Here is a 26,584-nt window from a genome sequence, read left to right as displayed (position 1 = left end):
CAAAACGGGGCGGGCATTGCAAGCCCCGCCCCACCATGGCTGAATAATCGATTATACGAACCCGATCAATGGCCAATACACCATCACACTGACCACGCATACCAATAAAAGGATCAAGCACCAGGGCACGGCGACTTTGATAAAATCGGTCTGGCTGAAATAACCGGTGCTGTAAGCGATGATGGTGGGCGGGCAACCGATCACCAACATGATGAAGGAGGTGGTCATGGGTGCCAGCATGGCGACGGATTGGGGAGACATCTCCATCAGCTCGGCCATCGGAAGGGTGATGGGCAGCATCAGGGCGACGGCGGCCGAATTGCTCATCAAACTGGAAAGAAAGGAGCCGAAGAAAGCGAAGCCGTAGTAGACCAGAAAAACCGGTTGCCCGTCGAGTACCGGAAGGAAGGTTTCGGCGAGGAAACGGCCCGCGCCGCTTTCCAGCATGGAAACCCCCAGGGAAACCCCGGCGCCGAATACAATCCAGGACTCCCAGGGAAATTTGTCGCAAATGGTGCGGAAGGAAATCCATCCGGGTGCGCAGAAGCCGAGCAAGGCGAAAGCGGCCGGAATGCTGTAGTGCCAGCCTGTAAGATCCCCCATGAACCACAGCACGAAGGTGAATGCAAACACGATCAGCACGCCCCATTCCGGGCCGCTCATGGGACCCGGATCGGCCAGTTCGATGCCTTTCAACTCTTTTTCCTTGGGACGGAACAGCAGCCACAACACCCCCCATGTGGCCAATGCTGTCACGATGCAGATCGGGAATTGAATCAGAATATATTCCATGAAACCGATCTTGAGTTTGCCTTGGCTGAAGGTTTGCAGAATTTCAAGGGCCAGTGGATTGCGGCCGCCGCCGAGCAGGGTGCCGAATCCGCCGGCCGATGCCGAAAGGGGAATCAACGTGAAGAAAAACATAGGCAGCCGGTGGCCCATGCCGGGCTTGAAACCCATGCTCATGAATACCGGAACAAAGGCGAAAACCATGATCACGGTGATGGTGGCATCATGAAAAATAGAGGAGGTGATGGTGCAACCCACCGCCAGGATCAGGCTCAACCTTTTGATTTTAATGCCTGCAAACTTGATCAGATAATATACCACGCGATTGGCCAGGCCTACCTCACTGAGGACCACGCCGAACATGATGATCATCAGAACGAACATTACGGCAGGACTGGCGAAGGGCGCCCAGGCGCTTTGGGCGGTTTGTATGTTCAGGAGGATCAGGCCGGCGCCCGCCAGAAGGGCGGTGACACCGATGGGGACCGCTTCGGTCACCCAGAGAATGACCACCACGGTCAATAGCGCCAACAGGCGTTGTCCTTCGGGGGTCAGATTGTCCGGTCGGGGCAGCAACATCACCAGGATGCCCAGGACAAGAGCAATGGCCGCTTTTATAATGATGGATTTGGCGCTGATTTCCTGCGGAGTGGATGCTATTTCTGCCATGGATCCTTAACCTACCTTTCCAGTAGAAATGTTATTGTTATCCTGAATGCAGTCTGATTTGAGGACCGGCGATGACGCTTGAGGATGGTGCCTGAAAACATTGGGGGGAAGGGTTTTGTTTCATGCGCACCTGCCTTTTTTCTGGGAAATGTGGGTTTACTAAATAGATGCCATTTTCAACGCTTCGGCCGTTTGAATCTTGCTCTCCAAGGCCATTCTTCTTTGAAAGGCCTCCTCCGCCTTGCCGATCAGCACCTCGACGTCGGCGGGTTTGACCAGGTAGTCGGAGGCGCCCGATTTCAAACCTTCAACGGCCGATTCCGCGGTGGCATGACCCGTGAGCATGATCACTTCCACCATCGGGAACCGCTGTTTGATCCGTTTCAAGGTTTCCACTCCGTCCATACCGGGCATTTTGACGTCCAGTATCACCACATGCACCAACTCATGCTTCAGCTTTTCCAAACATTCGGAACCGCTGGTGGCGACAATGGCCTCATGGCCTTGTTTGGCGAGTAGCTTTTGGGTGGTCTGCAGAAACCGCTCCTCGTCATCGACGAGCATGATTCGCATTTTCACCATCGTTACCATGCCGGTCCTCCTTTCGATTCATATGAAGTATCGCAATTCCGGTTTTCGGAATTCCTCTTTAAAGACGGGCCGGTCCTTGCGCAACAGTTGGTCTCGAAATAGTGGGCGATCAGATTTTACATGCCTTGATGCGTTCGCAGACCAATTTGAACACATCGGTCAAGCGCAGGACGCCCACAATCTCCTTGCCGCGGGTCACCAGCAGGGAATGGTGCCGACCAACGATCAACTGGTGCACCGCTTCGTTGAGCTCGGCATTTTCTTCGATGAACTCTTCCTCATCCGGTGTGTACATGAACCGCTTGACATGCAGGTCCGCGGCTTTTCTGCAGATGTCGTTCAATGGTTTGTCCCAGAACTCGGTGTGGGAGAGGGATTTGATGTAATCGAGGCTGTAACCGGTGCGGGAGAGTTTGGTTGTGTTCAGGATTTGATCGTATTTGGGCTCAAGGGCCTTGAGAAGATCCAATTGGCTGATTTTACCGACGATTTGATTTTGGTCGTTATAAACCAAGACAGCCCGATGACGATAGCGGCTTTGGTCGAATTCAGCTTGCGCCGCCTCCAGGGCAAGCACCGCATCGAACATGGTGGCATTCTCGGAAACCGTGGCGTAATCCTTGAGTGGTACCATTATCTCTTTAACTTTGATGGCTTGCATGGTCGCCTCCTTTGTTTATTGGCAATTCGGCTGGAAAAAGGCCTATTCTTATATCAAAGTGCATAACCACTGACAATTACAATCGACCGGCATGATTCATTTGGTCTTCTTTAATTGGTCTTCCTTAAATGGTGGACCGCACGCCGGTACAAATCAAAACGCAATGCGGCACGAAAGGGTGACGGCCGCCTGCCGTGACCCTTTCGTGCCGCATTACGTCTTTGCGGCTACTTTACAAAACCGATCAACGGCCAGTAAATCATTACGCTGACGGTGCAGATCAAGAGAAGGATCAAGCACCATGGAATCGCGATCTTAATGAAGTCCTTTTGGCTGAAGTAGCCTGTGCTGTAGGCGATGATGGTGGGCGGGCAGCCGATCACCAGCATGATGAACGAGGTGGTCATGGGGGCGAGCATCGCCACCGCCTGGGGGGACATCTCCATCATGTCGGCCATGGGCAGGACGATGGGCAGCATCAACGCCACGGCCGCGGAGTTGCTCATCATGCTGGACAACACCGAGCCAAAAAGGCCGATGCCGTAATACACCACAATGGTGGGACGACCATCCAACAGGGGCAGCAGCGTTTCGGCCAGATAGCGTCCGGCTCCACTGTCCAGCATGGAAACCCCCAGGGAAACCCCTGCACCGAACACGATCCAGGATTCCCAGGGGAATTTGTCGCAGATGGTTCGGAAACTGACCCACCCCGGGGCGCAAAATCCGAGCAGGGCGATGGCCGCCGGGATACTGTAATGCCAACCGGTCAGATCGCCCATGAACCAGAGGACGAAGGTTGCGCTGAACACTATCAAAACACCCAACTCCTTGCCGGTCATGGGGCCCGGATCGCTGAGCTGGATACCGATCAGCTCTTTTTCCTTGGGGCGGAACAAAACCCACAAAATGGCCCAGGTGGCCACCGCGGTCAGGATGCAGATGGGGAACTGGATCAGAATGTATTCCAAAAATCCGATCTTGATGGCGCCGTCACTGAATTTGGACAATATCTCGAGGGCGAGGGGATTGCGCCCCCCACCGAGAAGGGTGCCGAACCCGCCTGCCGAGGCGGACAGGGGGATCAACAGGAAAAAGAAGGTGGGCAATCGATGGCCCATGCCCGGTTTGAGGCCCATGCTCATGAAGACCGGGACGAAGGCGAAGACCATGATCACGGTGATGGTGGCGTCATGGAAGATAGTGGAGGTGATGGTGCAGCCCACCGCCAGAATCAGGCTCAGTCGTTTGACGCGGGTACCGGCGAATTTGAGCAGGTAAAACATCATCCGGTTGGCCAGGCCGACTTCGTTGAGTACCACGCCGAACATGATAATCATCAATACAAACATCACCGCGGGGCTGGCGAAGGGGGCCCACGCGCTCTGAGCGGTTTGAATTTTCAACAATATCAATCCCGCACCCGCCAGTAAAGCGGTGACCCCGATGGGCACCGCTTCAAAGACCCACAGCAGCACCACCGTGGTCAACAATGCCAGCAATCGATGCCCCTCGGGGGTCAAATTGTCGGGGCGCGGGAGCATGATGACCAGAATGCCCAAGACCAGGGCTATGGTCGCCTTAATGATTATGGAACGAGGGGTTGCATTTTGGTTCTGCGATTCGATTTCAGCCATGGGGCACCTGTTACGGAAGCATCTATTAGATAGATAGTTGATTTAAATAGTGGATTTTTTCAATGCTTCGGCCAATTGGATTTTGTTTTCCAGTTCCATTCTTCGATTGAAGGCCTCTTGCGCTTTGAGGGTGAGTGTCTCGATATCGGCCGGTTTGACCAGGTAATCGGTGGCCCCCGATTTAAGGCCTTCCACGGCCGATTCGGCGGTCGCATGGCCGGTGAGCATGATCACCTCCACCAATGGGTGCCGCTGTTTGATCTGTTTGAGGGTCGCCACACCATCCATGCCGGGCATTTTTACATCCAGGATCACTACATGCACCAGCTCGCTCGTCAGTTTTTGCAGGCACTCTTCGCCGCTGGAGGCCGTGATGACGTCGTGCCCATGCTTGGCCAACAGTTTCCGGGTGGTTTGGAGAAAACGTTCTTCATCATCGACGAGCATCATTCGCATTTTGACCATTGTAACCATTCTTCCGCCTGCCTTTGTTGTGTTTCTATTTCCATTGCACGCCAGGATCGGGCCGCGCCGTACGATTAAGCCAGTTCACCCTTAAGCAAGACACATGCCTGCCAAGAACTGGTGCGGCTGGTGAGATAACCTCATGAAATTGTTTGCTGTCAGGGGATTAAAGAATTTTCCGGAGCCGGTCTGTGTGTCAAATCTCTTTACAAACCGTAAAGCGCCAAAGGTTTTCGCGGTCTTCTATTTGCGCTTGTTGGGGGTGCGCCAGCCGCCCAGGGGGGTATGGACCGGTCGCAGCACCTTGCTGACATCCCGCGCCTGCTCGATGACGTAGAAGGCGTTGGGATCGGTTTCGCTCACATCGGTGATCAGCCACTTGAGGTCGCGCCGGCGGCAGGCGATGTACAGCTCATCCACCGGACCGCTCATGCCTTCGCCGTGGAAGACGGTCACCGGCTGACCTTTGGCGCGCAGGGTGGCGGCCAGGATCTGGCCGGCGTTGCGCGAGATGACGCGCAGGATGATCAGCCCGAAGGCCAGTTTCCGTTCGACCACAATCCCCATCACATTGCCGGTGGCGTACCCCAGGGCGTAGAATACCACCAGCAGCGGCTGCTCGCGCACCTGGTTGAGGACCGCACTGGCCACCAGAACCCAGATCACGATCTCTACGAAGGCCAGGAAAAAGGCGATTACGGTGCGGCCCTGCACCGTGACGATGGTGCGGACGGTACCGATGGCCACATCGCAGATGCGGGCCACAAAGACAATCATACCGGTGACCAGAACGGCGCTGTCGAACATGACGGTTCACGGCCTCCTTGCGGTTGCGGATGTCAGCTCAAGAAAACGGTCAGCACATCGTTGCGCGCATGGACGTGCTGGATGGTGACCTGAATCCGGTCCTCGGGCTTGAGGTTGACCCCCTCGGCCCCCGACAACAGACACTCGATCAGTAAGTCAGGCAACAAAATGGCGTAACTGTCGCGGATCTTGTTGAGCACGACGGCTTCGTATTTGGCGCCGATCCGCTTTTCCAAATATTTGAGCAGCCAATACCGCTGGCGCTGGAACTGGATGCGTCCCACCAGCCCCATGGGTTCGGCCAGGGCGGCGATGATGAAATCGATCTCTTCGGTGGCGTAAGGCGCTTCCAGCCCAAGGGCGGCGCGCAACTGGCGCTGGGTGACCAGGTCGTAAAATTTGCGAATGGGGGAAGTGGCGGTGACGTAGGCCGACAGACCCAACCCGGAGTGGGGTTCGGGGCTGTTTGCCAGGGAGAACCGGCTGAGCTGCTTGCGCTGCATCCAGTGCTGGAAAAGGGTGCCTTCCTCTCGGTTGAACAGACGTTCCCGCGGTTCCCCCTGGGCGCGAAAGATCGCCGGCAGTTGCCGTTGGGTCAGAAAACGGGCCGCCAGGTCATTGGCCAGGATCATCATCTCGCTGACCAGCAGGTGGGAGGGGCTTTCGCCGTCGATGCGCGCTATCTCCGGCTGTGCGTCGTCGTTCAGCCAGAGATTGATCTCCGGCAGGCGGATGGTCATGGCGCCGTTGTCCAGCCGTTGATCGCGGTAACCGCGGGCCATGGCCAGCAGCGCGCCGAGGGCGGGATCTGCGGCCAGGCGCTCGTCCACCGCCGCGAAGGTGAGGTTGCGGGTGACCCGGATGCGGCTGGGCACGATGTCGTAATCCAACACCTCGCCCCGTCCGTTGAGCGTTACCAGGGTGCTGATGGCCGGCCGCTCCTGGCCGGCTTTGAGACTGCATGCCTCCAGGGCCAGGCATTCGGGCAGCATGGCGATGCGGCGGTCGGGCATGTAGATGGAGCTGGCCCTGCCGGCGGCCTCCTGGTCGATGGGGTCTGCTTTGGCCACGTAATGGCCCACATCGATGATGTGGATGCCCACGCGGTGGTGATCGCCCATTGGTTCGATGCTCAAGGCGTCATCGAAATCCAGGGTCGTGGGGCCGTCGATGGTGAAAAGGGACAGCTCCCGTAAATCCCGCCGCTGCGTTTCGATGGCGGGCGGATGGGCGCACAGTGCGGCGGCGTGTTGTTCCACGGCAGGCGGCAAGGGCGCGCCCAGCCCGTGGCGCAGCAGGTCCAGGTTCTCGTCCGGGTGCCACCGGCCGATCTTGACCATGAAGGTGAAGATGGCCGACGGCGCATGGGCACCGGCCCGCTTCAGGATGGCCCGCGCCGTCTCTTGGTCGGGACTCTCCTTCTCATGGAGGCAGTACCCCTTGAGGATGGTGACGATCTCGTCGGCCGCCGCCGGCGGGGAACCCTTCTGGTCCTTGAGTACCTGTTGCAGCCACGCTCCGCCCTGCTCCACAAGTCGCTCCCGATGGGCTTGGGCTTCGCGCTGGGCCTTGATCTGTTCCACCTTGCGGGCCGGATGGGGCAAGAACTGCTCGGGGGTGAACTTGAAGTAGCGCCGGTCGTTGAAAAAGGCACGGATCACCGCCGCTTCGTGATCGCCGTTGGGCTGTTCGGGAAAACAGAAGGCGGTCATGGTGGGCAGATCGATCCACTCACCCGTGTCCTGCAGCACCTCCCAGAGGGTCGGGATATCCACCTGGCGGCTCATCTCCCGGCGCTTGGCGGCGATGGCCTTGAGCTGGGTCACCAGCTTGTCCCGCCCCTGGGCGGGGTCCAGGCGGACTTTGGACCGGTGGCTCAGGCGCGCGGCCGACAGTTTCACCTCACGATTGTTTTCGTTCAGCAGCCGCAACCGCAACCCTTTGCTCTCCAGCACAACGGCGCAGAAAATTTTCTGGCTATCGATGAACTCAACAAGTTGGCCGGCTTCCATGTAGATCCTTCGCCGCTTGGGATTTGCGTCAACTTCCCTCTTAACAACCGCCCCTGTTAAAGTCAATTGACCGTCCCCCTGGAAGGTCTTATGGTATTCGGCCATGATGCGCCCGCGTGATTTAATAATGCCCCATTTCAAAACCCACCGGTGGACCATTGCCGCCGGTTTGGGGTCGTTGATCCTGGTGGATTTGCTGCAATTGATGGTGCCGCGGGTGATCAAGTGGGCCGTGGACGATTTGACCCTGTTGCGCGCCGACGGGGCGGTGCTGCTGAGACACGCCGCCACCATCGCGGTCATGGGCGTATTGATCGGCCTCTTTCGCTATATATGGCGCCGCTGTCTGTTGGGCAACGCCCGCTACCTGGAGGCGCGGCTGCGGGAGCGGCTCTTCGGCCACATCCAGACCCTTTCGGCCGGCTATTTCGATCACACGCGCACCGGTGAACTCATGGCCCACGCCACCAATGATGTGCAGCAGGTGCGCATGGCCGCCGGCATGGGGTTGGTGGCACTCAACGACGCCGTGCTGTTGGGGGCCGCCGCCATCGGCTTCATGCTCTACATCCATGTGCAACTCACCTTGTACGTGCTGATTCCCATGCCGTTCATCGTGATCGGTGCCCGGCTGCTGGGGCGTCGCATGCACCAACGCTATCAGCAGGTGCAGGCCGCCTTCGGCGATATGACCGAGGCCATGCGGGAGCGGATCGCGGGCATTCACATCATCAAGGCCCACAACACGGAAGCGGCCGCCCGTTCGGCCGTGAAAGGGGCCTCCCGGGCCCACGTGGACCAGAACATGCGCCTGGTGGGGCTGACCGCTTTCTTTTTTCCCTTCATGATGTTGATGACCAACCTGAGCCTGGCCATCGTGCTCTACTTCGGCGGCCGGCGCACCATTCTGGCCGAAATCACCCCCGGTGACCTGGTGGCCTTCATCAGTTATCTCAACTTGCTTTCCTGGCCCATGATGGCCTTGGGGTGGGTGACCAACCTGATCCAGCGCGGCGGCGCCTCCTTGGTGCGGCTGCAGCGGATCATGGCGCGTACGCCCGACATCCGCGACGCGCCGGATGCCCGGCCCCTGCCTGCGGTGACCGGACGCATCGCTTTCGAGAAGGTGCGCTTCGCCTATGATGGGCAAGGCGGTCAGACCGTTTTGACCGACCTGGATGTGAGCGTGCCGGCCGGACACGTGTTGGGGCTTGTGGGACCGCCGGGCAGCGGCAAAAGCACCCTGCTTTCTCTGGTGCCCCGGCTCTACGATGTCACGGGGGGCCGGGTGACCGTCGACGGCCAAGATGTGCGCACCGTGCGCCTGGCCGATCTGCGCCGGCAGGTCGCCTATGTACCCCAGGAGCCCTTCATCTTCGCCGGCACCGTGCGCGACAACATTCTTTTCGGTGCCGGCGACGAGGGTCGCCATGATCTGGACCAGATTCTGGCCGACGCCGGCCTGACCGGAACCGTGGTCCACCTGCCCGCCGGGTTGGAGACGGTGGTGGGCGAGAGGGGGGTGATGCTCTCCGGCGGACAGAAACAGCGCATCGCCCTGGCCCGGGCCTTTCTCAGGGACGCGCCCATCCTGTTGCTGGACGATCCCATCAGCCAGGTGGACACCGCAACCGCCGCCGTTATCGTGGCCGCCCTGCGCCGCATGGCCGGTCGCAAAACCATCCTGGTGGCCTCCCACCGGCTGGCCGCCGTACGCTTTGCCGACACCATCGTCTCTCTGGAGGGGGGCCGCATCGCGGAGATGGGCAGCCATGCGCAACTGATGGCCGGCCGAGGCTATTATACCCGGGTCCATGGGTTGCAGGAGCTGAACCATGCGGGGTGATTACGGCTACATCGAAGAGGGCCTGCTGGGCAAACCACGGGACCTGGGACTGCTCAAACGGCTGTTGCCCCTGTTGCGGCCCTACCGCCGGCTGCTCATCGGTTCGGTGACCCTGGTGCTGATGATGACCTTGATCAACCTGACCCTGCCGTATCTGAGCAAGGTGGCCATCGATCGCTACATTGTTCCCGTTCCGGCGCACACCACACCATGGCCGGATCAGGAGATGGCGGATGAGCGTCGCTATCTGACGGTGGATCTGCGCCGGGAACAGGTGCGCCAGGTGGTGGAGCGGTTCGATCACCTGTTCGAACGCCGCGCGGCGGCGGCCCGGATCGCCTATGCCGACCTGGCGCGGTTGCCCGCAGAGGACCTGCGACGGCTGCGCCAGGATCAGATCACCGGTTTGGGATGGGTGGTGCTGTTTTTGCTTGTTCTGGTGGTGGCCGATTTCGCTTTCACTTTCTTGCAGCGGGTGATCATGGAGCGGGCCGGCCATCGGGTGATGCACGATCTGCGCATGCGCCTTTTCGAACACATACAACAGCAGCGCCTGACCTTTTTCACCCGGCAGCCGGTTGCCCGACTGGTGACCCGCATGACCAACGATGTGCAGAACATGCACGAGCTGTTCACTACCTTTGCCTCCATGGTGTTCCGGGACATCTTCATGCTGCTGGGCATCGCCGCGGTGCTGCTGGCGCTGAATTGGCGGATCGCATTGGCGGTGTTCGCCCTGCTGCCGGTGGTGGTGTGGGCCGCGGTTCGCTTTTCGCGCAGGGCCCGGGAGGTTTTCCGCGCCTTGCGGGTCAAGGTGGCCCAGATCAACGGCCACATGGCCGAAACCATCGAAGGCATCCGCACCATTCAAACTTTTGGAAGGCAAGAGCGCAACTTCGCCCGCTTTGCCGACCTCAACAACGAGACCCTGCGTCTGGGCATGCGGGAAATCCACGTCTTCGCCCTCTTCATGCCCCTGATCGAGGTGCTGGGGCTCCTGGCCTTGGCGGTGCTGGTGCTGTTCGGCGGCCTGCAGGTGCTGGACAACCGGGTCAGCCTGGGCGTGCTGGTGGCGGCGTTGACCTATGTGCGCATGTTCTTTCGCCCCATTCGGGACCTGGCGGAAAACTACAACATCCTGCAAAACGCCATGGCTTCGGCGGAGCGTATTTTCAGCCTGCTGGACACCGATACCCGCTTGCCCCGTCCGGCCGAGGCCCTCGATGCCCAAGATCCGCGCAAGGACCGTTTGCAGTCCATCGCCCTGGAACGGGTCTCCTTTGCCTACACACCGGGTGAGCCGGTGTTGCGGGAGGTTTCCTTCACCGCGCAGCAGGGGCAAACCGTCGCCCTGGTGGGGCCCACCGGCGCGGGCAAAACCAGCGTTTTGAACCTGCTGCAACGCTTTTACGATCCCGATAGCGGCCGTATCCGCATCAACGGCGTGGACCTGCGCCATTGGGACATCCGCCGGCTGCGTGGCATGACAGCCCTGGTGACCCAGGAGCCGGTGCTCTTTTCCGCCACCTTGCGCGAAAACATTTTCGCCCGCCCCGATCAAGCGGATGAGGCCACCGTCACCCGCATTCTGCAGGCCGCCCACTGCGAGGCGCTGGTGCAGCGGCTGCCCCTGGGGTTGGACACGCACCTGGAAAAAGGGGGCGCATCCCTTTCCAGCGGAGAGCGTCAACTGATCACCATCGCTCGCGCCTTGGCACGGGACGCCCAGTTGATCCTGCTGGACGAAGCCACCTCCTACATCGATTCCCAAACCGAAGCGGTCATTCACAAGGCCTTGCACAACCTGATCGCCGGCCGTACCTGCGTATTGGTGGCCCACCGGCTCTCCACGGCCCGCAGCGCCGATCGGATCCTGGTGCTGCACCAGGGGCGGGTGGCCGAAGCGGGCGATCACCGGCAGCTCATGGAGCGCCGCGGCCTCTACTGGCGCCTGCACCGGCAAGAGGAGAAACGCGCAGCGGATTGAACGGATGGCATGAATCCGGTTCAGAAACAACCCCGAATCAACCGTTTAGACTTGCAAAGCACCGCTTCCCCGTGGTAATAGCGCCAAGCATTTATCCATTCGGGAACCCTTTGGTTCACCCGGTTCAGGCGCGGATGGCAGGACGGTCCGCGCAGTGCCCGCACGAGCCGAAAACTGTTCGCACTTTTCACAGCATGCACCGCGCATGCCACTTAAAAAACCGACAAGGAGGTTGAATCGATGGCTTACGATGCGACAAAAATGGCCGACTGGCAGATTTCCGAAGAGGCGGAAAAGAACATGCCCACGCCCGACGATTGGCGTGACAAACTTGGCCTGCAAGCGGACGAGATGCTGCCCATGGGCCGTCTGTCCAAGGTCGACTTTCTCAAGATCATCAATCGCATGCAAGACAAACCGGACGGCAAGTACATCGAAGTGACCGCCATCACCCCGACCCCCCTGGGCGAAGGCAAGAGCACCACATCCGTTGGTTTGATGGAAGGTCTGGGCATGCGCGGCAAGAACGTCGGCGGCGCCCTGCGTCAGCCTTCGGGCGGCCCCACCATGAACGTCAAGGGCACCGCGGCCGGCGGCGGCAACTCCCTGCTGATTCCCATGACCGAGTTCTCCCTGGGACTCACCGGCGACATCAACGACATCATGAACGCCCACAACCTGGGCATGGTGGCCATGACCGCCCGCATGCAGCACGAGCGCAACTACAACGATGAGCAGCTGAAACGGCTCACCGGCATGCGCCGCCTGGACATCGACCCCACCCGCGTGGAGTTGGGCTGGATCATCGACTTTTGCGCCCAGGCCCTGCGCAACATCGTCATCGGCCTCGGCGGCCGCACCGACGGTTTCACCATGCAATCCAAGTTCGGCATCGCCGTGGGTTCCGAGCTGATGGCGATCCTCTCCGTGGCCACCGACCTGGCCGACCTCAAAGAGCGCATCAACAACATCACCGTGGCCTTCGACAAGAGCGGCAAACCGGTCACCTGTCGCGACCTGGAAGTGGGCAATGCCATGGCGGCCTTCATGCGCAACACCATCAACCCCACCCTGATGTGCACCGCCGAATACCAGCCCTGCTTCGTGCACGCCGGCCCCTTCGCCAACATCGCCGTGGGTCAGAGCTCCATCATCGCCGACCGCGTCGGCCTGAAACTGTTCGATTACCACGTCACCGAGTCCGGCTTCGCCGCCGACATCGGTTTCGAGAAGTTCTGGAACGTCAAGTGCCGCTTCTCCGGGCTGAAACCCCACGTCTCCGTGCTCACCGCCACCATCCGCGCGCTGAAGATGCACGGCGGCGGCCCCAAGGTGGTTCCCGGCAAGGCCCTGGACGAGGCCTACACCAAGGAGAACCTGGGCCTGGTGGAAAAGGGCATCGAGAACATGGTGCACATGATCGGCGTGATCCGCAAGGCCGGCATCAACCCCGTGGTGTGCGTCAACCGTTTCTACACCGACACCGATGCCGAAGTGAACCTGGTCAAGAAGGCCGCCGAGGCCGCCGGTGCCCGCTGCGCCGAGTCCAAGCACTGGGAAAAGGGCGGCGAAGGCGCTCTGGAGTTCGCCGATGCCGTCATCGATGCCTGTGAGGCGGGCAACGACTTTGATTTCCTCTACCCGGTAGAGATGAAGTTGCGTGATCGCGTCGACAGAATCGCCAAGGAAGTGTACGGCGCCGACGGTGTGGACTGGTCACCGGAAGCCACCGCCAAGGCCGAATACCTGGAAAACGATCCCAAGTATGCCGATTTCGCCACCATGATGGTCAAGACCCACCTCAGCCTGAGCCACGATCCCACCAAGAAGGGCGTGCCCAAAGGCTGGCGGCTGCCCATCCGCGACGTGCTCATCTACTCGGGCGCCAAGTTCCTCTGCCCCTGCGCCGGTACCATCAGCCTGATGCCGGGCACCGGCTCCAACCCGGCCTTCCGCCGCATCGACGTCGATCCGGAAACCGGCAAGGTCAGCGGCCTGTTCTAAAGATCACCGATTTTACAAACAACATGTGCAACGCCCCGGCTTTGGCCGGGGCGTTTTTTTTATGGTGCATACGGCAGGTCGTCCCACTTGCTTGCGTTCTGCCCAGAACCCCATCGTGATGGTTTGGCCGGTATTTTGCATTCCACCGAGGTGACGTTTCGTGGAGAGACGCTGCCGGCGGCCCAAAGGCCGTTGGCTGTGCAACAACCGGCTGCATGTCGCGGTTGCGGAAGCGATAAGATCGTGACAGGCCCGTCAAATATGTGACAAAGGCTGTTCATGGGCGCCACGGCGCCGCCGACGGCCGGGGGTGATCCTGGATGGAAAAGATTCGCATCACCGCGGTTGAAAAGGCGATCACCAATTGCGTGATCGAAACCTTTGAAACCATGCTGGAGATGGACCTGGCCAAAGTGGGCATGGTGACCGACGAAGGCCTCAATGAACAGCGTCTGGTCGGGGCCGTGCACTTTGCCGGGGAGGTGGTGGGCACCCTGAGCCTGCATGTCAGCCAGGCTTTCGCCGGCAAGATCACCGGTGCCATGTTGGGCATGGAGGAGGATGCCCTCGACAGCCAGGAAGAGATCAAGGATGTGCTGGGTGAATTGGCCAACATCATTTCCGGCAATTTGAAAAGCGATTTTCTGGATGCCGATTTGGCCTGCGTCATCTCCACGCCATCCATTACGCGGGGTTCCGATTTCAAGATCGAGCCGAGCAAGATGGGGGATCTGCACCGATGGATTTTCCGCCACCAGAAGCAGGAGCTGATCGTCGAGATCACCCTCAAGGAGGACATCGGCGCGCGGGCGGAAATCGCCGGCATGGATCGCCTCGACAGCGATCAAATCCGTGCCAAGATCAATTCGGTGGATATCCCCACCACCGTGATCAACGCGGTCATCGACGTGTTCTACACCATGCTCTCCATGGAGACGGAGAACATCAAGGAGGTGCCGCCGGGCTTCCGCGAAGACAAACGCACCGTGGGCACGGTCACCTTTGCCGGCGACGTGCAGGGGTTGTTCAACATTCAGGTCAACGACGATTTCGCCCGCAAGATGACCGCCGCCATGCTGCAGATGGAAGAGGATGAAATCGAGGGCGACGAAGAGGTGTTCGATGTGCTGCGCGAGATGAGCAACATCATCGGCGGCAACCTCAAGTCCGCCTTCGTGGATGCGGGACTCTCCTGCGTGCTCTCCACCCCGTCCATCACCAACGGCCTCGATTTCCGTGTCGAGGCGCTCAACATCATCAAATCCCAACGTTTTCTCTTCTCCTGCGGCGGCAGCACCATTATCGTCGATGCGGGGATCAAGCGGGACGATCCCGCCGCGGCGGAGGCCGGTTATGGGCAACAGGGGTCGGCCATTGCGGACGCCGCGGGGAACGCAGGCGAAGCGGCGGCCGCGGTGGATGACGAGCTGCGCAACCTGAGCCTGATCAAGGAGATCCCCCTGGAGCTGACCGTGGAGCTGGGCCGCACACACCAACGGATCCAGGAGGTGCTCAAGCTGGGCCAGGGATCGGTGGTGGAACTGGTGCAGCTCGAAGGCGAGCCGGTGGATATCTTGATCAACGACGCCCTGATCGCCAAGGGCGAGGTGGTGGTGGAAAAGGAGAAATACGGCATTCGCATCGTGGAGATCGTCAGCCGGCGGGAGCGGGTGTTGAGTTTTCGATAGGCGCGCGAGCCCTAAGCGCTTTCCGGTGGGTCGGTGCCGCGGTTCGCGGGAATGGTCCCGGTGCTGTCCTGGGTATTGCACAGAAAATCGTACAAGCTTCCGTTGTAGCGGCATTGGATCATGTCCCGAATCCTACGCATCAGGTATTCGCGGGTTGCGCTTTCCCCGTCGATACCCAGACGAAAAGCCAACATGCGTTGCAATGCCACATCGTGCTGGTCCTTTTTTGGCACCATCCGCATAACATTGCGCAGCATGACGTGCAACGGCCCGCCGCGCGATTCGATTGCGATTACCTTTTCCTCCGTCATGCGCCATCCCCTCGTTCATTGATTCCAATTACAATGTCGTTCCGCCCGCTCGGATATTGCCATATAATAAGTGGTCCATCCATTTTTGCAATGCAACAACATTGGATTCGCTCATTTACGCGGCTCGCGCCGCCTGCGTCCTATGACATTTGACATTTTTTCATCAGGCGATTAAATTCACCCCCTTAACTAGGCCTTTCACATTGCCCATGACCCTGCGATGAATGGAGTGGTGGCATGTCCGTAAGATTGAGCGAAGTTAAACAGGGCCATTCGGCGGTGATCGAACGCGTCGGCGGTAGCGGTGCGCTGCGGCGCCGGATATTGGAGATGGGGATGCTCAAGGGGGTGCGCGTCCATGTGGAGAAATATGCGCCTCTGAAGGATCCCATCGAGCTGATTGTCAGGGGCATGCATGTTTCCCTGCGCGTGGAGGAGGCCGCCGAGATCATCGTGGACGACATCCAATGAAAGATCCGCACATGACCGAGCGCGTTCTGACCATCGCCCTGGCGGGCAACCCCAATTCCGGCAAAACCACCATCTTCAACACCCTCACCGGCACCCGCCAAAAGGTGGGCAACTGGCCGGGAGTGACGGTGGAAAAAAAGGAGGGCTTGATCGAGTACCGGGGCCAAACCCTGAAGATCGTCGATCTGCCCGGCACCTACAGCCTCACCCCGTTTTCCATCGAAGAGATCGTCGCTCGCAATTTCATCCTCGACGATCATCCCGACGTAGTGATCGATATCATCGACGCCTCCAACCTGGAGCGTAGCCTCTATCTGGCCACCCAGCTGCGGGAGCTGGATTGCAAGGTGGTGTTCGCCCTCAACATGATGGATGTGGCCACGGCCCGGGGCGCCAAGATCGATGTCGCCAAGTTGTCGGAATTGTTGGATGTGCCGGTGGTGCAGACCGTGGGCAACCGGCAGAAGGGGATCGACGATCTGCTTGCCGCCGCCGTCGATCTGGCCCATTCCAACAAGCCGGTGCCCCAAAAGCGCAAGGTGCGCTACAATCCGGAGGTGGAAAAGGCCATCGAGGCCCTGCAGCAGGATCTTGCAGCCCAATTGAGGGGCATCCTGCCCTACCATCCGCGCTGGACGGCCATCAAGCTGATCGAAAACGATACCATCGTGCAGGAGCGGGTGGCCGCCGTGGCCGGTGAGAAGGGGGCGGCGGTATTCGAAACCGCCCGGCGCCAGCGGGAGCACCTGGCCGACCGGTTCAACGACGAGCCCGAAATCATCACCACCGACGAGCGCTACGGCTTCATCTCCGGCATTGTCAAGGAGGTGCTGACCACTTCCATCCGGCAACGCATCGATATTTCACGCAACATCGATTTGGTGCTCACCAATCGTATCGTGGGTCTGCCCATTTTTTTCTTCTTCATCTGGGCCATGTTTCAATTGACCTTCACCCTGGGGGCCTATCCCCAGGACTGGATCGAGGCGGGATTCGGGCTGTTGGCATCGGCCATGGGGTATCTGCTGCCGGAAGGGTTGCTCAAGGAGCTGGTGCTGGACGGCATCATCCAGGGGGTGGGCACGGTGGCCGTGTTCTTGCCCAACATTCTGATTCTCTTTTTCTGTATCGCCCTGTTCGAAGACACCGGCTACATGGCCCGGGCCGCCTTTTTGATGGATAAGATCATGCATCTGGTGGGGCTGCACGGCAAATCGTTCATCCCCATGCTGATGGGTTTCGGCTGCAACGTGCCGGCGATCATGGCCACGCGCACTCTAGAGAGCCAGACCGACCGCATTCTGACCATTCTGATCACCCCCTTCATGTCCTGCTCGGCCAAGTTGCCGGTCTACATCATATTGGCGGGCGCCTTTTTCGGGGCCAAGGCCGGCACGGTGATTTTCATCATCTATTTGACCGGCATCGTCTTTTCCATCGCCACCGGCCGCCTGTTCCGTTCCACCCTGTTTCGCGGTGCCGATGCCCCCTTCGTCATGGAGTTGCCCCCTTATCGCGTGCCCATGTTCAAGAGCCTCATGATCCACATGTGGGACCGCAGCAAGATATTCATCAAACGCATGGGCGGCGTCATCCTGATTGGCTCCATGGTGGTCTGGGCCCTGGCCAGCTTTCCCCGGCCGGCGGAAATCCATGAGCGGCACGCCGCCGAAGCGGCACGTATCGAGGCCCGGTTCGAAGAGCGGGCGGCGGGCGCCGATATCCCGCGGCCCGAACTGGAAGCGCAGCGCGACACGGCGTTGTCCGAATTGGATCGGCGTACCCAAGCCGAGCAAGCCGAGCAGTCATTGCTGGGCCGCCTCGGGCATGGCATGGCACCTTTTTTTGCGCCCATCGGCGTGGACTGGCGCGGCGGCATCGCGTTGTTGAGCGGTTTCGTGGCCAAGGAGATCGTGGTCAGCACGCTGGGGGTGCTCTATGCCGTCAGCGACGACGAGTCCACGGATCAGGCGCTGCAGCACGCTTTGCGTGCCTCGGGCATGACCGGTCTCTCCGCCATGGCCATGATGGTGTTCGTCCTGCTCTACCTGCCCTGCGTGGCCACCGTGGCGGCCATCCGTCGGGAGACCGGTTCGGTCAGGTGGATGTTGTTCAGTGTGGTCTACAGCACCGGTATGGCCTGGCTGATGGCTTTCACCGTCTACCAGGGCGGAAGGATCGTTGGGTTGGGCTAGCGGCCATCCGGGAAAGGCATCTCGCGGCCGGCAATCCCGATATCATTCAACCTGATTTGAAGGGGTCGGGCCGCCTTGTTCAAGTTTGCCAGGCATCAATCTCTTTAAGTTTCCGCATAATTTCCATCGGCGATTTGGAATGGGAAATTTCCAACAGCTTGCCCATGCGTCCTTCGTCAATCTTGGTTTTGTTCATCACTCGTTTTTTATAGGCTTCCTTGAGGGCATCCAGCAATTGGTCCAGGTCGCAAGGTTTCTGCAGGTAGGAGTGGGCGCCCATTTTGGTGCATTCAACGGCGGAATCGATGTTGCCATGGCCGGTCAGAATCACGATTTCCATCCAGCTGTGTTCCTTCTTAAGCGCACTGAGGGTTTCTTCGCCCTGCATGCCGGGCATGCGTAAATCCAGCAGAGCGATATCCACGGGATTGTTGCGGGCGGCTTTCAGGGCCTCGTCTCCCCGGGTGACGGCAATGACGTTGAAATCGCGGGCTTCAAGGCGCTTGGTCATCGCTTCCAGGAATTTTTCCTCGTCATCGGCAAAAAGCAGATTGATCTTGGCATCCATGTGAAACGGGCTCCTTATGCTGGTTGTCACGGATTCGAATCGTTACGATTTCCATTTGTCGGGTGGACGGCGCGCCGGTGATCTCCCTTTTGATAATGAACGGCACTTATTAACGGCGATCAGCCGGTAGCCATATCACGGTTTTCATTGTCTCTATACAGCTATTTAAAAGACAAGCGTCAAATAAGTCAACAGAAAGACAAATTGGTTTTGACAACCACGACAACTTCTTTTAATTAGTAACGTTCGATCACGATGCGCTCTGATCGTATTCGGGGACCTCAAGTTGTGCGAGGCTGTACCACAAGTGCTTTTTGCCCTGGTGCCTGGTCGGCACTCTAGACGGGAAGGACAACGATGGCCCAGACCGAACAAACCGGCCCCCCCGGGGCTCACCCGAGCCCATCGCCATCCATGGCCGAAGGCGGCTACATCTATGCCGACGACAGCGTTCGAAAAAAATATTATCGCCGTTTAAAGCGCGCCCTGACCATCGGCATCCTGTTGGCCTATCTGATTCCCATCACCATCCTGACCCTTTATTTCAATCACAAATTCAGCGAATCGGTACGTGAAAGCGCGAGTCTGCATCTGGCGGCCGTGACGGAGAACCAGCGCAATTCCATCGCGCTTTACATGCAAAAGCGAATCGTCAATGTGTTCAATCTGTTTCATCCCAAAGACTTCAATCTGACGCCCATACAGGATGAAATGGACTACTATCTGGCCAACCTGGTGAGGGCCGATGCCGGCTTCGTGGATATCGGCTTCATCAATCCCGACGGTATTCAAATCGGTTACTCCGGTCCTTATCCCCATTTGCTGAACAAGGATTACAGTCAGGAAGATTGGTATGTGGCGTTGACGACCCATCCCCAGAGTTACATTGTCACCGACCTGTACCTGGGGTTGCGGCGCATGCCCCATTTCACCATCGGCGTCAAGCAGCTGATCGATGGTGCCTATTACGTGATCCGCACAAGCCTGGATCCCGATAATCTCCATGCCTATCTGACCACCACCAGCCATGGCAAACGGGTGGATGGCTTCCTTATCAACCGCGCCGGTCAATATCAGGCGGTCGATGCCGATTTCGGCCAATTGTTGAGCCAAGCGGTGTTCATTCCACCCATGGATCGCCAAAGTGACGTGACCGAGATCGCATTCAATGGGCAAACCATGCTCTTGTCCTACACCTGGCTCAAGGAAGTGCCTTGGTGCCTGGTCATGTGGCAACCTCGGGACGTGGCTTTCAGGGAGATGGAAAGAATCCGTGTCAGCATGGTCACCGGCAGCGCCATCCTGGTTTTTATGTTGATGGTGGTCATCTGGCTGATTGTGAACCGGGTGATCCGCTGGACGGAGTATGTGGAACATGATCGTGCGGAGTTGAAGACCCAGCTGTACCACACCCACAAGCTGGTGGCCGTGGGGCAATTGGCGGGCGGTGTGGCCCACGAGATAAACAACCCGCTGGCCATCATCGCCAGCGAGGCGGGTCTGATTCGGGATATGCTCGATGAGCGGCTCGGTCTGGAATGCACGCCCGAAACCATTATCAAGGAATTGGACGAGATCGACAAGGCGGTGTATCGGGCCAAAAGCATCACAATGAAAATATTGAGCTTTGTGCGCCGCACCGATCCTAAGCTGGTACCGTGCGACATTCGTCAATTGCTGGAAGATGTGGTTACCGGGGTCAAGGAACAGGAGTTCAGCGTATCCAATATCACCGTTGAACGGGATTACGACCCCAATACGCCGGAATTGATGCTCGATCCCGATTTGATGCGACAAGTGTTTCTCAATTTGATCAACAATGCGAGCGATGCCGTCGGCGAAGGCGGCAGCATCACCCTGCGCACCCGCATGGAAGACGGTTGGGTGCGGGTCAGTGTCGCCGACACAGGCGTCGGCATGGACGCCGAGCAGGTCCAAAAGGTGTTCATGCCGTTTTTCACCACCAAGGAAGTGGGCAAGGGGACCGGTTTGGGGTTGTCCATCAGTCAGAATATCGTTGAGGGGTTCGGCGGGAGAATCGAGGTCGAAAGTCGTCCGGGCGTCGGCAGCGTTTTCACGGTCGTATTGCCCACCAGCAGTTGATCTGTGATGGGTTGGTTTAGACAACACCTTTTTTTGATAAGTTTAACGGCCAGGAAACAGAAAGGAGTCAACGATGGTTGATGCCGGCGGCAAGAAGCCCAATGATGAAAAACCCACGATTTTGCTTGTCGATGACGAGGACCAGTTTCGTACCGCCCTTGCCAAGCAGCTTTCGGTGCGCGGCTATAAGGTGCTGGACGTGAACAATGGTGAGGATGCCATTAAGATCGTGCGGCACGAAAACCCCGAAGTGGTGGTGCTGGATCAGAAAATGCCCAAGATGGATGGTATTCAAACCCTGCGGGAGCTGAAAACCATCCGTCCCGAAGTACAAATCATCATGTTGACGGGCCATGGCAGCATCGAGTCGGCCCGTGTCACCGGTAAGCATGACGTGTTCGGGTACATGCAAAAACCGACCCCCGTGGATGAATTGGTGGAAAAGATCGAGGCGGCGCGCCAGGAGCGTACCTATGCCATGTTGCGCCACGAAATGCCGGTGATCGAGAAAAAGAGCTTCAAGTCCTGGTTCATCGGCGAGCAGAATGCCCGGCCCGGCATCATTCTCATTGGCGCCCTGGTGTTCGCCCTGCTCTATTTCCTGCCACCCTCCGAGCGGCTGCAAATGTTGCTGACCACACCCAAGGGCAGCGCCCAGGAGGAGGTGATTCTGGGTTACTCCGACTACCGCCGTTTGAAACCTGGGCAAACGGTGGCCCAATACTATGCCGAAAAAGCAGGTCTGCGTGAAACAGTCACAGCCCCCGACGGCACAAAGACCCGTCAGTTGCTTGGGGCGGAAGCCGCCATGAAGCGGGCCCACGTGATGATCGGGGTGCTGTTCGTGGCGGCCCTTTTCTGGGCAACCGGGGCGGTGCCGGTGGGCATCACCGCGCTCCTGGTGGGCGTGCTGATGTATTTCTTCGGAGTGTTGCCGCCGGACGGGGTAGCCAAAGCGTACGCCAAGGATGCGGTCTTTTTCATCTTCGGGGTGCTGGCCATGGCCGGCGCGATCTCCAAGACCGGTCTGGACCGGCGCATCGGCATTCTTTTGCTGTCACCGAGCACCTCGCTGGTGCGCATGTCCCTGATCTTTGCGCCCATGGTGGCGGTGACCGCCTCGTTTCTTTCGGAGCATGCGCTGATCGCCTTCATCGCACCGATTTTCATGATGGTGTACATGGGCGCCATCAAAGCCGGCAATGTTTCCAAGGACAAGGCTTTGGTGGTGATGATGCTGCTCACCCTCAATTACGCTTGTAATCTGGGCGGTCCCGGTTCACCGGCGGCCGGCGGGCGCAACGCCATCATGATCGGCATTCTGGGCGACTACGGCATCAGCCTCTCCTTCGGCCAATGGGTGATGTACGGCCTGCCCTTCGTTCCGGTGGCGTCCATCCTCATCGGCCTCTATTTCTATCTGTGGAGCCGCAACAAACGCAAGATCACCCAGCTCGACGTTTCGGCCGCCGTGCGGCGCGAGTCCGAGAAGATCGGTAAAATGACCGCCGATGAGTACAAAACCGCGGCCGTGCTGGTGGGGTTGATTTTCCTGTGGTCGGCCTTCTCCGCCCGATTCGGCATGGGCGGGCCTGTGATCCTGGCCCTGGTGGCGCTGAACATATTGGGCATCCTGCGTTGGAAGGAGATCAACGCCATCCATTGGGATGTGGTGGCCCTTTACGCCGCCGCCAGCGCCATGGGCGCCGGTTTGGCGGCCACCGGCGCGGCCCTGTGGATCGCCGACTCCTTCGTTCGCGTACTGCCCGACATTTTGACCAGCACCGGGTCCGGCCTGGCCATTGCCGTCTCCCTGTTCACCGGCATTTTGACCAACTTCATGAGCGACGGCGCAACGGTTGCCGCCATCGGCCCCATCTGCGTGCCCATGGCCACCATTGCCGGGGCATCGCCCATCATGGTCGGGTTGTCCACCGCATTTGCCTCGTCCTTTGCCCATATGCTGATCATCGGCACTCCCAACAACGCCATTATCTTCGCCTTGGCCAAGGACTACGAGACAGGCGAACAATTGATCACCATGAAGGATTTCTTTTTTCACGGGTTCGTCGTGCTGCTGATTTCCTTTGCGGTGCTTTGGTTCTGGACGATCCTGGGATACTGGCAGTGGATGAGCTTTCCCGCTTAGCTTGTACCAGTGCAGCCGACCGTTTCGACAGGTCCCGGTGCCCGCAGTTGGCGCCGGGACCCATAACCCCGATCCGTTGATACTAAGGCAAGGAAGCCGGCCGTGGTTCACGAGAAGATTAACATACTGTTGGTGGACGATGAAGAGGCCTTGCTTGACTCCATCAAGCGCAGGCTGCAGATTCGCGAATTCCATGTCATCGCCGTAAACAGGGGCGACAAAGCCCTCGAGGTGGCGCGCAACAACCCCATCGACGTGGCGATACTGGACTTGAAAATGCCGGGGATGAGCGGCAAGGACGTTCTTGTCCAATTGAAGAAAGCGTACCCTTGGTTGGAAATCGTTATCCTCACGGGGCACGGCTCCTTTGATCCGGAAAAAGAAAAGGTTTACGATCAGGCCTATACTTTTCTTGCCAAACCGTGTGACTTGCAGACCCTGCTTCATGTCCTGGTGGAAGCCTATAAGAAAACGGTTATGAACAAGCACAAGATCGCTTTACAGGATGTGGAATCGATCCTGAAAACGCCCACCATGAAATCGGCTCGCGAGGTGCTGCAGAAGTTGAAAGAGTTGGATGCCCTATCATCGAATAATATGGGAGGTGCCTAATGGAAAATATTCTCGTCAAGGACATGATGGTTCCCTTGGCCGATTATGTTACGGTTTCGGACAGAGCCACACTTGCCGACGCGGTGGCTGCTCTGAAAAAGGCCCAACAAGAATTCGACAGGGATCGCTACCGCCACAGGGCCGTGTTGGTGTTGGACCAACACGGCAAGGTGGTTGGGAAGGTGAGCCAGATCAATGCGCTCCAGGCCCTCGAGCCGAAATACCGCGGGCTGGGGGATCTTCAAGAGTTGGAAGGATTGTACGGTCTGAAAGCGGACAATATCCGCCGAATGATTTCCGATCACGGCCTGTGGAAAATGCCCATCGACGACATTTGTCAGAAATCGGCCGCCATCAGCGTTCGGGATATCATGCACAAACCGACCGAGGGTGAGATTGTGGATCAGGATGCATCGTTGAACGAGGCGATACACCAGCTGATCATCGGTAAACACCAATCTTTGTTGGTTGTGCGGGATCGGGAAATCGTCGGCGTGCTGCGGCTGAGTGATGTCTTTCAACGCGTCGGTGATATCATGGCCGCTTGTGCGATCTGATTGTCGGTTGGAATTTCGGCCAATTCGGTTGATATGGAAAAGGAGGGGCGGTCATCACAGGCCGCCCCTTTCCTGTTTCAACCAATGCATCGCCCCCGGGACTTCACTTTTGAATTTTCCGGCAAAAGCATTACAACGCCCCGAAAGCCTGCGCCAGGTTGTTGTCGATCACATAGATGCACACCGCCTTGGCGCCTTGGTGGGTATAGCGGTACTTGCCGACCAGGTTGCCGATCAGGTAGGTGACATCTTCCTGGATCTTGCGGTCGTAGGTCTTGAAGTCGGGTTCACCGTAATCCTTGATCGCCCGCCGGAAGTTTTCGTTTTCCAGGAACGGTTCCAGTACCTTTTCCTTGATATTGTATATGTAACGTTCGTTGAGCTTTTTGAAAAGGGTGCTGCGGCGTAGCATTTTGTCGGCACCGGCCACCTCCTGGGTCAGGGTCTGGGTGGCATACTCTTTCTGCACATCGCGGCGCAGGGCGCGTCCCTCCACCGGCAGGGCCCCCGGGCCGAGAATGCGCTTCTCGAACTCTTTGAACCAGGCTTCGGTGACTTCGATCTTGTCGCCGGTGTAGGGCGATGTGACCGTGGCGCCGGGTTCGAAGTTGACCGCGAAGATGTAATTCTGGATCTCCAGGGCGATTTGCTCTTCATTATAGTAGTACAGGGCCTCCTTGACCTCCTGCAGGACCGAATAGTCGTACATGTGCAGCAGGGAGTCCAGAAAGCCGTCGGGAATGGAAGCCCGCAGCTCCTTCTTGGAGCGAAAGTATTTGCACAGGGTGGCCATGTCGATCAATTGGTCGCTTTTGGCGAAGGTGTTGTAGAACTCGCCGAAAATCTTGATCGCATCGCGCCCGGAAATGCCGTGTTTGCCTTCGTTTTCCGATTCGGCGATGATGCGCCGGCGCCGTTTGGCGGTGAGTCGTTTGCGGTCCTCCTCGCTGAGCCAGGTGGGGATGTAGCCGGTGTAGATCTCCATTTTCAACAACTGCAGGTTCTGGTCGCAGTAGCGGCGGTACTTGTCGGGATCGCCGATCCACTCCAGCATCGCCTCGGAACGCAGGCTCAGACGGGAGGAGACGATCACCCGCGCGAAATTGTGCAGCACCCGGGGCAGAAAAGCGGCGTCGATGTGGCGGCCGAAGATGTCGCGGTAGATGTCCACTTCGGTGTTGTGATCCAGCACATAGGAGATGTTGACGTAGGCGATGCGGTCCGAAAACGACTGGATGTTCTGAATGTTTTTCTTGTCCTCGGGATTCATCAGCGCCATGAAAAGAGAGCTGACATTTTCTTCGATGTCCTGCACCTTGTGGACGCCCTCGGAGATGATGTTGTGCAACTCGATCAACCGCTCGATATTGTGGGATTTGATGTCCATCAGGGCGTAAAGCCCATTGTTGGTCTTGGCGTAGCGCGAGAAGATATAGTGCACTTGGTTGCTGTCACCGAAGAGCCGATTGATGCGATTCTGAAGCATCTCGTTGGTCCATACGGTCTGCTTCAGCGGTGGATCGCCTGGGTTGAAAACGCTGATGCCCTCGCCCAGACGGCGGTTGAAGATATAGGGCCGGGCCCACACCATTTCGTATACCTTGAGCGGGTCTTGCAAGCGCTTGAGCAAGGCGTCGAACAGTGAGCTGCAGATGGTGCAGGGCTGCTCGCTGAACACCCACTCATACTCTTTGTCGGTGAACAGGGTGTATTTGAAGGCGTCGTTCTTGAACAGTTCGTCCAGAAACGCCCGGCGGCGTTTCTTGGGGACGATCAACAGCGGGTTGTCATGGCTCGGACAGGGGATTTCCAGTTGGGCATTGTGGCCGGATGCCAAAATGCGGGACTTGATCCGGTCATATTGGGTTTGTTCGGCGTCGCGCTGATGCTGCAGCAACCGCTCCAGAATGGTGAGGGTGGCGTTGCTGTCATCGACGCCGCCCAGCATTTCCGAATCAACGCGCCACACAGTTTCATAGCGTGCTCCCTCCTCCGTGTTGGCGTACTCTTCAAATCGGGTCAGCAGGTTGTTGAGGAAAGTGCTCTTGCCGCAACCGTGGGGACCGTCGAAGATGTAGATCTTGTTTTGCTGCGCACCTTGGCGCATGCTCTCCACCTGCTTGATCAACCGGTTGGCGAAAAGCCGGTCGGCGAAAAAGGGGTGGTCCGACCCTTCCACGAACAGTCGCGTGCAATCGTAGTCCACATAGTTGATCGATTCGGGATCGTTGGGGTATTCGTCCACGCCGGTCCCCACGTACGCTTTGACCATATCGTGGAAGAACTGAAACACGGTGCGGATCAACCGATCCGGCCGTTCGACCACCTGTTCCAGGAATTTCGCGAAAGGCACCGGTGGCTGCTGGTCGATGGCGGCGCTGGTCCGGTTGATCTGCTGCATCGCCTTTTCGATATTGCTCGGTTCGTAAATCATGATGCCCCCTCGAGGGCCCTCCATGAAT

General features: G+C 58.4%; 20 protein-coding genes. 10 read left to right on the top strand and 10 right to left on the bottom strand.

Going from position 1 to position 26,584, the window contains the following annotated elements:
* Positions 1 to 51: 51 nt before the first annotated feature.
* From MRX98_RS06280 to MRX98_RS06250, 7 genes are all read right to left on the bottom strand, one after another.
* Entirely contained in the window at positions 52 to 1,458 is a 1,407-nt protein-coding gene (locus MRX98_RS06280; RefSeq protein ID WP_246904019.1) for an SLC13 family permease, read from the bottom strand.
* A 159-nt stretch (positions 1,459 to 1,617) separates the two neighbouring features.
* Complete coding sequence (locus tag MRX98_RS06275; protein ID WP_246904311.1) at positions 1,618 to 2,040, bottom strand: response regulator; 423 nt, start codon at positions 2,038 to 2,040, stop codon at positions 1,618 to 1,620.
* A 118-nt stretch (positions 2,041 to 2,158) separates the two neighbouring features.
* Positions 2,159 to 2,710 (bottom strand): CBS domain-containing protein, encoded by a 552-nt coding sequence (locus MRX98_RS06270; protein WP_246904018.1) that lies wholly within the window; start codon positions 2,708 to 2,710, stop codon positions 2,159 to 2,161.
* A gap of 227 nt (positions 2,711 to 2,937) precedes the next feature.
* Entirely contained in the window at positions 2,938 to 4,347 is a 1,410-nt protein-coding gene (locus tag MRX98_RS06265; RefSeq protein ID WP_246904016.1) for an SLC13 family permease, read from the bottom strand.
* Between the two features lie 42 nt (positions 4,348 to 4,389).
* Complete coding sequence (locus MRX98_RS06260; RefSeq protein ID WP_246904014.1) at positions 4,390 to 4,812, bottom strand: response regulator; 423 nt, start codon at positions 4,810 to 4,812, stop codon at positions 4,390 to 4,392.
* Positions 4,813 to 5,055: 243 nt separating this feature from the next.
* Positions 5,056 to 5,619, bottom strand: coding sequence for a DUF2179 domain-containing protein (locus tag MRX98_RS06255; RefSeq protein ID WP_246904012.1), 564 nt, complete (start codon positions 5,617 to 5,619; stop codon positions 5,056 to 5,058).
* A 32-nt stretch (positions 5,620 to 5,651) separates the two neighbouring features.
* A complete protein-coding gene (locus tag MRX98_RS06250; RefSeq protein WP_246904010.1) occupies positions 5,652 to 7,631 on the bottom strand; it encodes a ribonuclease catalytic domain-containing protein in 1,980 nt (659 codons plus the stop codon).
* 127 nt (positions 7,632 to 7,758) lie between these two features.
* On the opposite strand from MRX98_RS06250, the gene MRX98_RS06245 reads away from it, so the two are divergent.
* From MRX98_RS06245 to fliN, 4 genes are all read left to right on the top strand, one after another.
* A complete protein-coding gene (locus tag MRX98_RS06245) occupies positions 7,759 to 9,477 on the top strand; it encodes an ABC transporter ATP-binding protein (RefSeq protein ID WP_246904008.1) in 1,719 nt (572 codons plus the stop codon).
* Positions 9,467 to 11,464: an ABC transporter ATP-binding protein gene (locus MRX98_RS06240; RefSeq protein ID WP_246904006.1), complete on the top strand. Its 1,998-nt coding sequence runs from the start codon at positions 9,467 to 9,469 to the stop codon at positions 11,462 to 11,464. The genes MRX98_RS06245 and MRX98_RS06240 overlap by 11 nt, the downstream gene beginning before the upstream one ends.
* A gap of 240 nt (positions 11,465 to 11,704) precedes the next feature.
* The gene (locus MRX98_RS06235) at positions 11,705 to 13,468 is read left to right on the top strand and encodes a formate--tetrahydrofolate ligase (protein ID WP_246904004.1); all 1,764 of its coding nucleotides are present in this window, start codon (positions 11,705 to 11,707) and stop codon (positions 13,466 to 13,468) included.
* 320 nt (positions 13,469 to 13,788) lie between these two features.
* Positions 13,789 to 15,156 (top strand): flagellar motor switch protein FliN, encoded by a 1,368-nt coding sequence (gene fliN / locus MRX98_RS06230; RefSeq protein WP_246904002.1) that lies wholly within the window; start codon positions 13,789 to 13,791, stop codon positions 15,154 to 15,156.
* 11 nt (positions 15,157 to 15,167) lie between these two features.
* On the opposite strand, the gene MRX98_RS06225 is transcribed toward fliN, so the two are convergent.
* Complete coding sequence (locus MRX98_RS06225; protein ID WP_246904000.1) at positions 15,168 to 15,467, bottom strand: hypothetical protein; 300 nt, start codon at positions 15,465 to 15,467, stop codon at positions 15,168 to 15,170.
* Positions 15,468 to 15,704: 237 nt separating this feature from the next.
* On the opposite strand from MRX98_RS06225, the gene MRX98_RS06220 reads away from it, so the two are divergent.
* Positions 15,705 to 15,938: a FeoA family protein gene (locus MRX98_RS06220; RefSeq protein WP_246903998.1), complete on the top strand. Its 234-nt coding sequence runs from the start codon at positions 15,705 to 15,707 to the stop codon at positions 15,936 to 15,938.
* Between the two features lie 11 nt (positions 15,939 to 15,949).
* Positions 15,950 to 18,133, top strand: a complete 2,184-nt coding sequence (gene feoB / locus MRX98_RS06215; RefSeq protein ID WP_246903996.1) for a ferrous iron transport protein B — start codon at positions 15,950 to 15,952, stop codon at positions 18,131 to 18,133.
* A 79-nt stretch (positions 18,134 to 18,212) separates the two neighbouring features.
* On the opposite strand, the gene MRX98_RS06210 is transcribed toward feoB, so the two are convergent.
* Entirely contained in the window at positions 18,213 to 18,701 is a 489-nt protein-coding gene (locus MRX98_RS06210) for a response regulator (protein WP_246903995.1), read from the bottom strand.
* 357 nt (positions 18,702 to 19,058) lie between these two features.
* Here MRX98_RS06210 and MRX98_RS06205 point away from each other — a divergent pair, with 357 nt between their 5' ends.
* From MRX98_RS06205 to MRX98_RS06190, 4 genes are all read left to right on the top strand, one after another.
* Entirely contained in the window at positions 19,059 to 20,804 is a 1,746-nt protein-coding gene (locus tag MRX98_RS06205; RefSeq protein ID WP_246903993.1) for a sensor histidine kinase, read from the top strand.
* Positions 20,805 to 20,877: 73 nt separating this feature from the next.
* Complete coding sequence (locus tag MRX98_RS06200; RefSeq protein WP_246903991.1) at positions 20,878 to 22,953, top strand: SLC13 family permease; 2,076 nt, start codon at positions 20,878 to 20,880, stop codon at positions 22,951 to 22,953.
* A gap of 132 nt (positions 22,954 to 23,085) precedes the next feature.
* Entirely contained in the window at positions 23,086 to 23,565 is a 480-nt protein-coding gene (locus MRX98_RS06195) for a response regulator (RefSeq protein ID WP_246904298.1), read from the top strand.
* Entirely contained in the window at positions 23,565 to 24,122 is a 558-nt protein-coding gene (locus tag MRX98_RS06190) for a CBS domain-containing protein (protein ID WP_246903989.1), read from the top strand. The genes MRX98_RS06195 and MRX98_RS06190 overlap by 1 nt, the downstream gene beginning before the upstream one ends.
* Positions 24,123 to 24,252: 130 nt before the next feature.
* Here MRX98_RS06190 and MRX98_RS06185 read toward each other — a convergent pair whose 3' ends face one another.
* Positions 24,253 to 26,556 carry a serine protein kinase PrkA gene (locus tag MRX98_RS06185; protein WP_246903987.1) on the bottom strand — a complete coding sequence of 768 codons (2,304 nt, stop codon included), beginning with the start codon at positions 26,554 to 26,556 and terminating at the stop codon, positions 24,253 to 24,255.
* Positions 26,557 to 26,584 lie beyond the last annotated feature (28 nt).

The sequence above is a fragment of the Desulfatitalea alkaliphila genome, assembly GCF_022968795.1.
GTDB lineage: Bacteria > Desulfobacterota > Desulfobacteria > Desulfobacterales > Desulfosarcinaceae > Desulfatitalea > Desulfatitalea alkaliphila.
This window is presented reverse-complemented; position numbering and strand designations above follow the sequence as displayed.

Bases quoted from the DNA above. Each gene is read 5' to 3' on its own strand.
- MRX98_RS06275 (WP_246904311.1), bottom strand. From the start codon at position 2,040: ATGGTGAAAATGCGAATCATGCTCGTCGATGACGAGGAGCGGTTTCTG.
- MRX98_RS06260 (WP_246904014.1), bottom strand. From the start codon at position 4,812: ATGGTCAAAATGCGAATGATGCTCGTCGATGATGAAGAACGTTTTCTC.
- MRX98_RS06200 (WP_246903991.1), top strand. From the start codon at position 20,878: ATGGTTGATGCCGGCGGCAAGAAGCCCAATGATGAAAAACCCACGATT.
- MRX98_RS06270 (WP_246904018.1), bottom strand. From the start codon at position 2,710: ATGCAAGCCATCAAAGTTAAAGAGATAATGGTACCACTCAAGGATTAC.
- feoB (WP_246903996.1), top strand. From the start codon at position 15,950: ATGACCGAGCGCGTTCTGACCATCGCCCTGGCGGGCAACCCCAATTCC.
- MRX98_RS06185 (WP_246903987.1), bottom strand. From the start codon at position 26,556: ATGATTTACGAACCGAGCAATATCGAAAAGGCGATGCAGCAGATCAAC.
- MRX98_RS06205 (WP_246903993.1), top strand. From the start codon at position 19,059: ATGGCCCAGACCGAACAAACCGGCCCCCCCGGGGCTCACCCGAGCCCA.
- MRX98_RS06255 (WP_246904012.1), bottom strand. From the start codon at position 5,619: ATGTTCGACAGCGCCGTTCTGGTCACCGGTATGATTGTCTTTGTGGCC.
- MRX98_RS06220 (WP_246903998.1), top strand. From the start codon at position 15,705: ATGTCCGTAAGATTGAGCGAAGTTAAACAGGGCCATTCGGCGGTGATC.
- MRX98_RS06225 (WP_246904000.1), bottom strand. From the start codon at position 15,467: ATGACGGAGGAAAAGGTAATCGCAATCGAATCGCGCGGCGGGCCGTTG.
- MRX98_RS06245 (WP_246904008.1), top strand. From the start codon at position 7,759: ATGCCCCATTTCAAAACCCACCGGTGGACCATTGCCGCCGGTTTGGGG.
- MRX98_RS06250 (WP_246904010.1), bottom strand. From the start codon at position 7,631: ATGGAAGCCGGCCAACTTGTTGAGTTCATCGATAGCCAGAAAATTTTC.
- MRX98_RS06235 (WP_246904004.1), top strand. From the start codon at position 11,705: ATGGCTTACGATGCGACAAAAATGGCCGACTGGCAGATTTCCGAAGAG.
- MRX98_RS06240 (WP_246904006.1), top strand. From the start codon at position 9,467: ATGCGGGGTGATTACGGCTACATCGAAGAGGGCCTGCTGGGCAAACCA.
- MRX98_RS06280 (WP_246904019.1), bottom strand. From the start codon at position 1,458: ATGGCAGAAATAGCATCCACTCCGCAGGAAATCAGCGCCAAATCCATC.
- fliN (WP_246904002.1), top strand. From the start codon at position 13,789: ATGGAAAAGATTCGCATCACCGCGGTTGAAAAGGCGATCACCAATTGC.
- MRX98_RS06265 (WP_246904016.1), bottom strand. From the start codon at position 4,347: ATGGCTGAAATCGAATCGCAGAACCAAAATGCAACCCCTCGTTCCATA.
- MRX98_RS06190 (WP_246903989.1), top strand. From the start codon at position 23,565: ATGGAAAATATTCTCGTCAAGGACATGATGGTTCCCTTGGCCGATTAT.
- MRX98_RS06210 (WP_246903995.1), bottom strand. From the start codon at position 18,701: ATGGATGCCAAGATCAATCTGCTTTTTGCCGATGACGAGGAAAAATTC.